Genomic DNA, 14,723 nt, shown 5'->3' with positions numbered 1-14,723 from the left:
AAATGACTATCCAGGAATTTGTGGAATATATTGAAAGCATGCATTTCTCATTGGCAATAGAAGGCGATACCTTAAGCCTGAAAGCCAACAGGAAGAAGCTGAGTAAGGAAGAAATCAATGCCATCAGGCAAAACAGCGAAATCATCACCTACATTAAAACAAATAAAGCAGCCCTGATGGATTATGTGGCTGCTACTAAAAATAAAAAGCATACAGAAACAGTCAACGCTTTATATCGTTTGAGCGGACTGCAGGAAGGGATGCTATTTTACGGTTTGTATGATGACGGCACCGGTGCTTATATCAACCAGTTGTCGTGCGACCTGTTGCTACCAGATGAAGCCATTTTTATCAGGAGCTGGCAACACCTGTTCACCAGGCATAGTATCCTGCGCAGCAGTTTTTATTATGATGCCTTCAGCATTCCGGTGCAATGTGTGTCCCAGTCTGTTACCCTACCGGTTACAAAACTCGATTTCAGTCACCTCGATGCAAACGCGCAGCAGGACGCACTGAAAGCATATGAAGAGGCTGACAAGCGAAAAGGATTTGATTTCAGACAGGCTCCTGTGATGCGCCTGGCCCTCATCCGCCTGGGTGAGCAGCGTTACCGGATGGTATGGACACATCACCACATCCTGCTGGATGGCTGGTCTGTGCCCACCCTGATGGAAGAGTTTATTGATACCTATGAGCGGTTGACAGCCGGCAGGGAATTGCTGGAAGAAGAGGAAGACAGGTACGAAGATTATATCCGTTATATAGCAGCCCGCGATAAGGAAGCAGATGAGCAATTCTGGCGCAATTATCTCCGGGAGGTGGAGGAGGGTTGCCTGCTGCCATTTGTAACAACTACGGCTGAACGAACAAAGGGATTAGGTGTGTATGCGGTGGAGCAACTGAAGCTGGGAACCGCCGTAACCGCACGTATAGCAGCATATGCACAGCGTAATCATATCACTGTAAACACCCTGATGCAGGGCGTGTGGGCGTGCCTGTTACAACATTATACCGGCCGTGCAGCGGTTACTTTTGGCGTAACAGTTTCCGGTAGACCAGAGGAATTACCGGGCATTGAACGCCGTATTGGTATGTACATCAATACACTGCCGGTATTTACGCAATGGCAGCCGGAGCAGGAAGTAGCCGCATGGCTGCAACAAATACAGCAGGAACAGTTACAGTGCAGAGAGCATCAATACACGGCGCTGAATGATATACAACGCCTGACAGGCATACAGGGTGATCTCTTTGATACCATACTGGTATTTGAAAATTACCCGGTGTCAAAAGTAGCCGCGTCCGGAGCTTCTTCCCTGCAACTGGACAATATCAGTTTTCATGAACAAACAAATTACCCGTTGGATATTATGGTGGAATTAGCTGCAGAAACAGTTGTTTCCTTTAACTATAATACCCTTTTGCTGGAAGCATTTTATGTGAAGCAACTGGTAGTTCATTTTGAACATGTATTGTTGCAGATAGCAGACGGTGCTGCGCAACGCTTATCTGATATTGTGCTGATCACAGCGGAAGAAAGGAAACAGCTGTTGCTGGATTTCAATGATACCGCAAAGCCATTTGATCTGAGCAATAGTTTCCATCACTATGTAGAAAAGTATGCCAGGGAAACGCCTGATAAAACCGCCATCATCTGCGATGACCGGCAGTTGACCTATCAACAGTTAAACAGCCGCGTAAACAACATGGCTGCCGCCCTACAGGAACAGATCACTATCCGCGAGGATGATTTCCTGGCGGTATTCATGGATCGTTCAGAAAATATGGCAGCAGCCATTCTGGCTATATGGAAACTTTCCGGTGCCTATATTCCCATTGAAAAGAAATTACCTGACAACCGGATTATCTCCATCCTGGAAGATGCCGGGATAAAGGCAGTAGTGGCAGAACGGGCACTTGTTAGCCCGGGAATGGCTGAAAGGATACAACAGTATTGCCCACTCATTTATGTGGAAGACTTGCTGGAGCCACGTATGGTGGCAGATAGAAATCCGGAGCTGCTTTTGAATCCGGGAAGCTTATCTTTTTCTGTATTCACCTCCGGTTCTACCGGCCGCCCTAAAGGGGCTATGAGCGAACATGCCGGCATGATGAATCATGCATGGGCCACCGTGGAGTACCTGGGCATGAACGAAGAAAGTGTATTGGTACAAAATGCTTCTCATAGTTTTGATATCTCTGTATGGCAGTTCTTTACTGCTTTCATCAAAGGAGGTACCACATTGGTATTGAACGATGATATCGTTCACAATGCAGAAGAATTTCTCCGCAGGGTAGTGGCACATCAGGTGACCGTATTACAGGTAGTACCCACTTACCTGAACCTCTTACTGGATATACTCGAAAAAGAGCCACAGCAATATCTGCTGCCGGTGCAGCGGCTGGTGTGTGGTGGGGAGATCCTGAAGCCGGAAACAGTCAAGCGTTGGTTTGCGCTGTATCCCGGCACCACGGTGGTGAATGACTACGGACCCGCAGAAGCATCAGACGGTACCTGCTGGTATGTATTTGACAGCATACCGGATGATATGCAGCAGATACCGATAGGTACTTCTATCTACAATATGCATACTTATATCGTTGACGACTATATGAATTTATGTCCCGTAGGTGTAGTGGGAGAAGTGTGTGTGGCTGGTGTGGGCGTAGGACGGGGATATATCGGTGATCCGGAAAAAACGGCCGCCGTTTTTATGATGGATCCTTTTGCTGCAACACCGCAGCGACTTTATAAAACCGGTGATCTGGCACGCTATCGGCCGGATGGTTTACTGGAATTCCATGGTCGTAAAGACTACCAGGTAAAGGTAAACGGACAACGGATAGAACTGGGAGAAATTGAAGCGAAGCTGGCCCATCTTCCGGCCGTAAAAGATGCAGCAGTCATTGCCGCTGATGATACGAACGGCCGTAAATATCTCTGCGCTTTTGTGGTATTTCATGAAGGACAGGCACAGGAAACAGTTCGTTTGAAGGAATTGTTATCCAAAGAACTGCCGCCGTATATGGTACCCCGTGTTTTCCAGGAACTGGAAATATTACCAGTGAATGCCAATGGAAAAGTAGACCGCAAACTGTTGTCGCGTATGAATACGGCCACCGTAACCACGGCAGCTGATTATACTGCACCGGTGCTGGATGTGGAGAAAGTGCTGGCAACTGCGTGGCAGCTGGTACTGAAAAAAGAAAGAATTGGCCTCACTGATAATTTCTATGAGTCAGGTGGTGACTCCATCAGTGCCATACAGGTGGCTTCGCAGATTTATAAGCAGGGCTATAAGGTGGAGATCAAAGATATTATGAAGTTGCCCACTATCCGCGAACTGGCCCTGGTGGTAAAACCGCTGAAAGTAACGGCAGAACAGGGAGCCGTAACAGGAGAGGTGCCGCTCATACCTATTCAGGCTGATTTTTTTGCAGCGAAAAAAACAGCACCACATCATTATAATCAAACGGTGTTACTGCAATCAAAACAACCTTTGAACAACAGCGCCGTACAAAAGGCCATCAATGAGCTGGTTGATTTTCACGATGTATTAAGAAGCGTTTTTAAAACAGTAGCAGGAAAAGTACAACAGTATACGCGGCCAACAGGTATAGGTGTAGTCGTAGAAAGCTATGACTGGCGCCATGCGGAGGATGCTTCTTTGTTGATGGAACAAACAGCGGATCAGCTGCAAGGTTCCCTCGATCTGGCGGAAGGCCCTTTATTACAGGTAGCCATTTTCCGGCTGCCGGAAGGAGATCACCTCTTTATCACGATACATCACCTGTTAATAGATGCTGTGTCGTGGAGAATATTACTGGAAGATTTTTCCGCTTTGTATGAAGCCGCGCTGCAATCACTTACCGTTAGTCTGCCTGCTAAAACAGATGCTTTTAAAACCTGGGCAACACGTTTAACGCAATATGCGAATTCTCCTGATTTCAGGAAAGAAATCGCTTACTGGCAGTTGCTGCAGCATCAGGAAGCAGGTAGCTTCCCCTGCGATGGGCACGACATCCGCTCTGCTGTGGTGAAAGATATTACTACTTACAGTGTGCGGCTGGATGAGCATACCACCCGCTTACTGACTACGCAGGCACACAAAGCATATAATACGGATATCAACGATTTACTGTTGGCAGCACTGGGGCTTGCTACTGCCCGTGTGTTTGGTCTGCAACAGCTGCGGTTGATACTCGAAAGTCATGGCCGTCCTGATATTTTTAATGATATCACAGTAGCCCGTACCATCGGCTGGTTTACCAGTGAGTATCCCGTTTGCCTGAACCTGGAGGAGGTACATGACCTGCCGAAGCATATTAAACAAACCAAAGAATTGCTGCATAAGGTACCACACGGCGGTATCGGATATGGCCTCGCGAAATATCTGGCTGCCGGTGATCCGCTGCCACATACAGAAAAGCCACAACTGGTATTTAACTATCTCGGCGCTACCGGTGATGATCTGCCGGATGGAGATTTTATCCTGCTGGAAGATGCGCCCGGTGCGGTAGAATCGCCGCTCAACAATAGCGACTACTCGCTGGAACTGATTGGTTTCCTCCGTCAGCAACAGCTGGTATTGACGGTATATTATCATCCTGCACAATTCAGGGAAGAAACTATCAGCGACTGGATGCAGGCTTACAGGGATGCCCTGGAAGAAGTAGTGGCGCTTTGCTCGGGTACCACCACTCAGGAGCTTACACCCAGTGATTATGACTATAAAGAATTATCCCTGGAAGAATTGGATGCGCTGAATTCAATGTTTGAATAACACCAACAAACCAAACTATCTAAACCCATAAACCAATAACTATCATGTCTGTTTTCTCTGGATTTCATCTCTCTGAAAAGCCCCGGATTGTTACACCGGCTATCCCAGGTACCCGCTCACAGGAATTGCTCGCATTACAGCAGCAAATAGAAGGAAGTATCGTGTCGTACCCCAGGAGTATTCCTATTGCCATCGAACGTGCCAAAGGCGCTATTATAGAGGATGTGGACGGCAATCAGTTCCTCGACTTCTTTGCCGGTGCCGGCGTGGTGAATCTGGGTCATTCCAATGAAGAAGTATTGGCCTATGTAACTGCCCAGCAGGAAAAGCTGATCCACGCACTGGACTTTCCTACTGAAAATAAATTATCTGCTATTCAAAAAATACTGGCCCATCTGCCGGAAGAACTGAGGGATCAGTACAAAGTCAGCTTTGGCGGACCTACCGGTTCAGACGCCATCGAGGCGGCTCTCAAACTGGCTAAGATCAAAACCGGTCGGGATACCATCATTGCTTTCACCGGCGGCTATCACGGTATGACGGCAGGTGCGTTGTCACTCACCTCTGATACCGGTTTCCGCAACCGGATTACCTCCCTGATGCCTAATGTACACTTTGTGCCCTATAGCTATTGCTATCGCTGCCCTTTTAAGCTGGAGGAAAAGAACTGCAAAATGGCCTGCGTGGATTACCTGAGAAATGTGCTGGAGAATGGACATTCCGGCGTTCCTAAACCTGCTGCTATTGTGATTGAGCCTATACAGGGCGAAGGTGGCAATATTGTGCCAAGAGAAGGTTACCTGGAAGCATTGGTGAAACTGGCACATGCACATGATGTGCTGGTGATCTTTGATGAAATACAAAGCGGCTTTTTCCGCTCCGGCGAATTTTTAGCCTGGATGCATACCGGCGCTGTTCCGGACATTATTACCGTATCAAAAGGTCTGGGTGGCGTAGGTCTCCCGCTGGCAGGAATCATTTACCGTAAAGACGTGGAAGCCTGGGGCCCAGGTGCACACATCGGTACCTTCAGAGGTAATCAGGCTAGTTTGGCAGGTACCAACGGCGCTTTCGACTTCGTTGATAAGTATAACGTAAACGATCATACGAAAAAAGCAGGTGAATACCTGATTAACGGATTGAAAGAATTGCAGGAAAACAGCAGTTATATCGGTGATGTAAGAGGCCGTGGACTCATGATAGGAGTGGAGTTTGTAAAAAATAAACATACGAAAGAACCTTTCCCTGGCATGGTAAAACATTTCAGGAATGAGTGTATGCAACGCGGATTGATCTTCGAAGTGGGTGGCCATTATAACAATGTAGTTCGCCTGGTACCTCCGCTGATCATCACCATGCCTATTATTGATGCTGCCCTTGATGTAATGAAAGCCGCGCTGGAAATATGCGAATCCGCTGTAAACGGAGAAAGGGTGGCGGTATTATAAGTACGCCGGCTGCCCGCTAATATTTGCCCTATAAAAAACTATCCAATGAACGACAAGCATAATATACAGAAGATATATCCGCTGACCGCCATGCAGGAGGGAATGCTGTTCCATACACTATATGGTGGTAATCATGCCTACTTTAACCAGGTGTGTTACCGTACCTCCGGTCACCTGGAAACCGCTTTGCTGGAACAAAGCCTGGATGTGCTTTCCCTGCGGCATGATATACTCAGAACTTCTTTTGTATATGAGAAGAATGAAAGACCGATACAGGTAGTATTAAAAAATCGTCGTATTGCTTTCTATACCACTGATATTTCTCACCTCGACACCAGGGCGGCAAAAGCATTCCTGGAAGACTTCCGGCAGCAGGATATTCTCAGCAGCTTTGATCTCGTAAAAGATCCATTGATGCGGCTGTCTGTGATAAAAATGGCCGACAATGAATATGAGTTTGTATGGAGCCATCATCACATCCTGCTGGACGGATGGTGTATACCTGTGCTATTGAATGAGCTGGTTACCATTTATAGGGCGTTGGCGGCCGGGCAGCCGGTAAAATTACCCCCGGCGGTATCTTTTGCCGCTTATATACAGTGGCTGGAAAAACAGGATAAAGCGGCAGCATCCAGCTATTGGACTAATTACCTGAATGGATATACGAATATAGCTGCCGTGCCTCCCGTACTCTTTCCTGAAGGAAAAGTTGCGCATCATATCACGGCAGTAGAAAAACTACAGCTGTCAAAAGAGAAGACCGCTCAGCTGGAAACGTTGGCCAGGAAAGAACATACCACCATGAACGTAATGTTCCAGTCGGTATGGGGTATACTCCTGGCGGCATATAATAATACAAATGACGTGGTGTATGGCAACGTGGTATCTGGCCGTCCGGCGGAAATACCGGGCGTACAGGATATCCTGGGGCTGTTTATTAATACCGTACCACTGCGTATCCGCTTCGGCCATGAAACAAGGTTTAACCAGTTATTGCAACAGGTGCATCATGATGCGATCGAAGGATTGCCCTATCATTATTCACCACTGGCGGAAATACAGGCTGGTACTGCATTAAAACGGGAGCTGCTCCAGCATATCATTGCAGTGGAAAACTATCCGCTGGAAGAAGGTATCATGCAATCCGGCAGCACCGGCGATATATTTGATGTGAAGGAAGTGAAGATGTTTGAACAAACCAACTACCACTTTCATATCAACGTAGTACTGGGAGAACAAATGGAAGTAATTCTATCGTATAACCCTGCCTGTTATACGGCTGTCTACATGAATGAGATCCTTCAACAGTTTGAAAGGATCATAGATCAGGTATTGACAAATGAAGATATTCCGGTAAAAGAAATAGCGATAGATATTCCTTCGGAAGTAACATCACAACCGGCTTATCAGCTGGCTTACTGGAAGAAACAACTGAATGGCGTAGAGCCGTTACAGTTGCCAACAGACTTTCCCCGTCCACCAATAGCAGGCACATATGCAGCGGTAGCAGCGTACAAAGTGCCCGATCATATCCGGGATAGTCTGACCATTTTGTCAATGGATGAAAATACGACCATGTTCCAGGTGTTGCTGGCGGCATTTCACGTGATGCTGTACCGGTATACTGGTCAGCAGGTGATCAGTTCCGGTATTCCTGCCCCACGTGGAAACAGGCTGCTGCCGTTAAGTACGGACATCGGTCACGCCCCGCTGTTTGTAAACCTGCTGCAACAGGTAAAGGATAATATCCGCGAGGCGATAGCATGCCAGGATGTATCCTTGCCCGATATAGCTGCATCCTTAGGTATACCCGATAATAATGACCCCGGCGCACTTTTCCGGGTAACATTTGGTGTAGAGGACAGCAACGCTGTTTTATTATTTTCCGGAGATGACTATACCGACTATGATCTGCAAATGCAGTTCAGGGACGGAGAAGCAGGTCTGCACATCTCTATAAAATATCCAACCGATCTTTTTACCGCAGCTACCATTGAGCGGATGCTGGGACACTATCAGCAGTTGTTGCAGGATATATTGAGAAATCCTGAGCAAAGAAACGATACGCTGAGGATGCTCACCTTACCCGAAGAAACGCAGCTGTTACTGGCTTCCGCAGAAAAAACAGCCGGCTATCCGTATCATAAAACAATCACGGATCTTATTGAAGAACAGGTAGCTGCTACACCGGATAATGTAGCCGTAAACATAGGCGCGTTACAACTCACCTACAGGGAACTGAATGAAAAAGCGAATCAGCTGGCACATTTCCTTCGTAGCAAAGGCGTAACAGCAGATACGCTGGTGCCAGTATGCATCGACAGGAGCCTGGAAATGATCATCGCATTGCTGGGTATTCTGAAAGCCGGTGGGGCCTACGTGCCGGTGGACCCGGCTTATCCGCAGGATCGCATTGCCTTTATGCTGGAAGATACCGCGGCGAAAGTGGTGATATCAGCAGCATCCGTAGTAGCTGCGGTAAGTGATGCTACAAATGCCACCATCATTCTGCTGGACAGCGATGCAGCAGAGATCAGTAAAGAAAGCGTACATAATCCTGCTCCGGTGGCTGCTCCGCACCACCTGGCCTATGTAATATATACTTCCGGTTCTACCGGTAAGCCTAAAGGCGTGTTGATAGAACACCGCAACGTAGTGCGTTTATTTGAAACAGACGCGCCGTTGTACGACTTTAACAGTAAGGATGTATGGACGATGTTCCATTCTTTCTGTTTCGATTTTTCCGTATGGGAAATGTATGGGGCCCTGTTTTACGGCGGCCGCCTGGTCATAGTGCCGAAGGAAGTGGCAAAGGATACCACCTTGTTTGCCGCATTGTTACAGGAAGAAGGTGTAACCGTCCTTAACCAGACGCCTTCCGCCTTTTATGTATTGCAGGATGATATGGTTGCTAACCCTGCTGCTTTGCAAATACGTTACGTCATATTTGGCGGGGAAGCATTAAATCCTGCGGCTATCAGGCCATGGAAATCATTATATCCCGATTGCCGTATGATTAACATGTATGGTATTACAGAAACCACAGTGCATGTAACCTACCAGGAAATCGGGGAAGCGGAAATGGCCAGTAGCAGCAGCGTAATAGGGATGCCTATTCCTACGCTGGGGCTTTATATACTCGATGCCCGTTTGCAGTTATCGCCTGCAGGCATACCGGGAGAGTTGTACGTGTCCGGGGCAGGCCTCGCCAGAGGATATCTGCATCGTGACGAACTTACCCGGGAGCGGTTTATTGCTAACCCATTTAACAAAGAAAATAATTCCCGTTTATATAAAACCGGCGACCTTGCCCGCTGGCTGCCGGATGGCAATATCGAATACCTGGGTCGTATTGATGACCAGGTGAAGATCCGCGGTTTCCGCATAGAGCTGGGAGAAATTGAAACAGCCTTGCAGCAGAGTGGTTATGTGAAACAGGCCGTAGTGATGGCTGGTAACGATGCTACCGGTGCTAAAAGACTCGTGGCTTACCTGGTACCCGAAGGTGTCTTTAACCGCGATGGATTACTGGCTTATCTGAAAGACAGATTGCCCGATTATATGGTGCCGGCTATCCTGATACCATTGCCGTATTTTCAGCTTACATCCAATGGTAAAACCGATCGTAAAGCATTGCCTCATCCGGATGCTGCAGCCGTATCTGTTGCAGGATATGTAGCGCCCGTGGGCAAAACAGAAGAGGTGCTGACGGGTATCTGGCAGCAGCTACTGCGCGTGGAGCGTATAGGCGTGCACGATAATTTCTTTGAACTGGGCGGTCATTCCCTTTCCGCCATTCGACTCACGGCCGCTATCAACAAACAGTTGAACGCCGCCGTAAAAGTGGCGCTCGTATTTCAATATCCTACTATCCGGCAACTGTCGCAAAATATTGGTGGTGGAGAAAATGTATATGCTGCCATTCCGCTTGCACCGGTACAGGAAAATTACCCGCTGTCGCACGCGCAGCAACGGCTTTGGCTTGTTTATCAGCTGGAGGAAGACCGTGCGAATTACAACCTGCCTGTTGCCTGCACTTTCAGTGGTGCACTGGACGTTGCTGCATTGTCAGCTGCCTTTAACCTGTTGGTAGCGCGGCATGAAATACTGCGAACAGTGTTTATAACGGTCAACGGAGAACCCCGTCAACAGGTAGTCTTCAACGATGCCCGTTTCGGATTACAGGTAGAAGATCTGCGCGGTAAAGAAGATGTGAAAGACCGGGTGGCAGCGGCTACGAGAAAGGTATTCGACCTGGAACAATCTCCGCTCTTCCGTGCACATCTGTGGCAAATCGGTCAGCAGGAATATGTATTTCTTTTGGTCATACATCATATCATCACAGATGCCTGGTCTACCGGTATTTTGATGAAGGAGTTGATGCAGTTTTATAACGGATTGCTGGATCATAAAAATGTGCTCCCTGCCGCTTTAAAAATACAGTACAAAGACTTTGCAGTATGGGATCATGCACAAGCGGCTTTACCTGTTTACCAGGAACACCGCCGCTACTGGCTGGATCATTTCCGCGAAACGGTGAATGTGCTGGAGTTGCCGGCAGATTATCCGCGGCAAACCAATGGCATACAACAAGGAAAGGTAGTATATGCCACTGTGCCATCAGCATTGACAGATAAATTGAAAAGTATAGCCGGCCAACAAGGCGTAAGTCTTTTTATGCTGCTGTTGGCAGGTTTTAAAGCATTGCTGTACCGTTATACCGGTCAGCAGGATATTACTGTAGGCACCCCTGCCGCAGGTCGTGAACATAGCGACCTCGAAGACCAGGTAGGCTTTTACATAAACACCCTGGCTTTGCGGAGCCGGTTCAATGCAGATGCTTCCTTCGCTTCATTGCTGGAAGAAGTGCGGAAAAATACCCTGGCTGCTTATGAACATCAGCATTATCCATTTGATCAGCTGGTAGAAGAACTGGCGATAAAGAGAGAAGCCGGCAGGTCGCCGCTCTTTGATATTATGCTGGTGCTGCAGAATGCAGACGGCGGTACGCATCTCCCGGAAAAATATGACGGATTTAATATAAAGGAATATCCGCTGGAACTGCAGAGCAGCAAATTTGATCTTACTATAGAGATGTGGGAAGCAGCAGGTAGCCTGAAAATGTCATTCGAATATAATACCGGTCTTTTTAGCGAAGCCCGTATTACCCGGATGACTGGCCATTATATTAACCTGCTGGCGGCGGTTGCTGATAATATGCAATTGCCGGTAGCAAGACTGGAATACATCGGTGCTGCCGAAAAGCAACATATCCTCGAAGTACTTTCCGGTGATAACAGAAAGCTGCCACAAGACAGTACAGTAACGCAGTTGTTTGAAGCAACCGCGGCGCGCTATCCGGATGCACCGGCCCTGGCAGATGAACAACATGCTTACACTTACCGGGAGCTGAACGAGCGAGCCGGCAACTTAGCAGCTTATATCAGCAGGCATCACGCTGTTGCAACCGGAGATGTAGTGGCAGTGGTGATGTCCAGAACAGCCGGATTTATTACTACGATGTTGGCGGTATTGAAAGCAGGTGCTGCTTACCTGCCACTGGAGCGTAATACACCAGCCGATAGAATCAAATTCCTGTTGGCCCAAACCAACGCCACTTTGCTGATTACAGATGATGCAGTATTAAAGGCTATACTGGAAGATGATATTACTGTGCTGACGCCCGAAGAAGCATACTTTAGCATCTCCACTGAAGTGTATCCTTTAGCACCGGCTATTACAGGTGATTCACTGGCTTATATTATGTTTACCTCCGGATCCACCGGCACTCCTAAAGGTGTAATGGTAACACATAAGAGCATTGTCCGCCTGGTAAAAGATACCAACTATATCCGGCTGGGGACAGCTGATAAAATATTACAGACAGGGTCACTTTCATTTGATGCGGCCACTTTTGAAATATGGGGTGCGCTGTTGAACGGCGGAGAAGTGCATTTGCTGGACCTGGTGCACCTGTTGGATACACCCCGGCTGGCCACTGCTATCCGCGAAAAGGAAATTACCACGATGTGGTTTACTGCCTCCTGGTTTAATCAGCTGGCAGATCAGGACCCATCGCTTTTCAGGCCACTCCGCCATGTACTGGCAGGAGGAGAACAACTATCACCTGCGCATATACGAAAAGTACAGGTGGCTTGCCCTGATATTACTATTACTAACGGATACGGACCTACGGAAAATACTACCTTCTCTATTTGTGGTGAAGTTCCCCTGCTTCCTGATACCCCTGTACCGCTGGGCAGGCCTATTAGCCATAGCACTGTGTATATAGTGGATCGTCACCTGCAACCGGTAGGCGTAGGCATTCCAGGTGAAATATTACTGGGTGGAGAAGGACTAAGCACTGGTTATATGGGTGATCCGGAACGTACCGCACAACAATTTATCGCACATCCATTCCTTCCCGGTGAAAAAGTATATCGTTCCGGGGATCTGGGCAAGTGGCTGGAAAATGGCATGGTGGCTTTTCTCGGCAGAACGGATGACCAGGTGAAAATTCGTGGTTACCGCGTAGAGCCGGGAGAAATCGCGCATGCCATACAACGTATAACCGGCGTGAAAGAAGCATTTGTATTGGTAGAAAAAAATACGAATGGCGATAAAATGCTGGTATGTTATTACGTACCCGCAGCAGAAAAAAGCATTACTGCCTTTAAACCCGCACTCAAAGCAGAGCTGCCCGATTATATGATTCCTGCTTTATTTATACCGTTGGATAAGGCGCCATTGAATAAAAACGGAAAACTGGACAGAAACGCGTTGCCGGACATCAACGAATGGTTAGCGCAGCAGGAGCAAAGTGATGATATTCCTCACAGTGAAACAGCCGCACAGCTGCTGTTACTATGGGAAGAAGTGCTGGGCCGGAAAGGCATTGGTATGCAGGATAACTTTTTTGAATCAGGTGGTAGTTCCTTATCTGCCTACCGCATTATTACCCGTGTAGAAACAGTGATGCGTGTTAAGCTAGGACTGGCCACATTTTTCAAGCATCCTGATATTCATTCGCTTGCTGCCTGGATAGATGAACAGGAACAACAGGACAGCCACAGCATACCATTGGCACCTGCCGCAACATTGTATGAAGCATCGCGTGCGCAACAACGTTTGTGGATAGTAGATAAACTGGAAACAGAAAAGAATGCCTTTAACATCACGGGTGCTTTTGTCATCAATGGTAAGCTGGACGCGCATTTGCTCGAACAGGCATTCGGACAGGTGATAGCGCGGCATGAAATATTACGTACGGTATTTGTAGAGAAAGATGGAACACCTTATCAGCGCATACTGGATACGGCAGATTGTCCGGTTACCTTGCCTGTAACGGTGGCAGCCACTGGAACGGATATTATTGAACAGGGAACGGCATTGCTGCGTGAAGAAGAAGAGCATGTGTTCCGGTTGAATGAATGGCCGTTGATCCGTTTCCGTTTGCTTACCAACGGTGAAGAGCAGGTATTGGTGTTGAATATGCACCATATCGTCAGTGATGGATGGTCATTACAATTATTTTATACAGAAGCGCTGCAACTCTATACACAACAGGTGAATGGAGACACTCCCGGTTTGCCGCCACTTCGTGTACAATACAAAGACTTTGCCGCCTGGCAGCAACAGCAGTTACTGCAGGATACTACCCACGATGAAAAGTACTGGCTGCAACAGTTACAACGTACAGGAGAATACCCTGACTTACCACTGGACAGGGATCGTACCCGTACCCGTACCTATGGCAGCAATAGCCTGACCTTTAACCTGAACGCCCCTACGCTGCAAACATTCCGCGACTGGACGGGTGAAAAAGAAGTCAGCCTGTTTATGATATGTCAGTCACTGATTGTACTATGGCTGCAACAATACCAGCATACCAGCGACATTGTGGTAGGTACCACCACCGCAGGTCGTGAGCATCCGGACTTACAGCAACAGCTGGGATTTTATGTAAACGTACTGGCATTACGTACGGTGTTACAGGAAGACGATACTTTCTTCAGCTTGTTGGAGAAAGTAAAAGCAACTACGCTGGCAGCATACGAGCACCAATCCTATCCTTTTGATTTGCTGATAGAAAAGCTGAGACTGAAGCGCAACCTGGGGAGAAACCCATTGTTTGATGTCATGATTGCATTCAACGATGGCTTTGGTACACAAATCCCCGATGCCCCGGATGGACTCCGTTTCACTGAATTGCCACAGGAAGAAAGGTTAAACAAATATGATATTACTTTCTTCATTGAGTCAGACCCGGCAGCCGGTATCAGTATAAGACTGGTGTATAACAACGCATTATTTTATGAAGATACGATGATGGCGGTGCAGCATCGTCTGGAAACACTGGCGGCACAGATAGTAAAAGATCCGCAGGTACCGCTGCATACCCTGCTTCCCAAAACAACAAGACCAAAAGTGTTTAGTCTTGAAGATGATTTCAGTTAATCCGATATCCTTAATAACCCTATTATAACTGGTT

At 47.6% G+C, this 14,723-nt stretch carries 3 protein-coding genes; all 3 read left to right on the top strand.

Annotation, left to right across the window (positions count from 1 at the left end; all coding sequences use genetic code 11):
• Window positions 1-2 precede the first annotated feature (2 nt).
• From AB4Z08_RS28710 to AB4Z08_RS28700, 3 genes are read left to right on the top strand one after another with little or no spacing between them, the layout of a single operon-like run.
• Window positions 3-4,784: an amino acid adenylation domain-containing protein gene (locus AB4Z08_RS28710; protein WP_441577229.1), complete on the top strand. Its 4,782-nt coding sequence runs from the start codon at window positions 3-5 to the stop codon at window positions 4,782-4,784.
• Between the two features lie 44 nt (window positions 4,785-4,828).
• Window positions 4,829-6,232, top strand: coding sequence for an aspartate aminotransferase family protein (locus AB4Z08_RS28705; RefSeq protein WP_441577228.1), 1,404 nt, complete (start codon window positions 4,829-4,831; stop codon window positions 6,230-6,232).
• Window positions 6,233-6,277: 45 nt separating this feature from the next.
• A complete protein-coding gene (locus AB4Z08_RS28700) occupies window positions 6,278-14,689 on the top strand; it encodes an amino acid adenylation domain-containing protein (RefSeq protein ID WP_441577227.1) in 8,412 nt (2,803 codons plus the stop codon).
• The last annotated feature ends 34 nt before the right edge of the window (window positions 14,690-14,723 follow it).

Source organism: Chitinophaga sp. RAB17, assembly GCF_052114225.1.
Classification (GTDB): Bacteria; Bacteroidota; Bacteroidia; order Chitinophagales; family Chitinophagaceae; genus Chitinophaga.
Note: the sequence above shows the minus strand (reverse complement) of the source record. Positions and strands in the feature narration are given on the sequence as shown.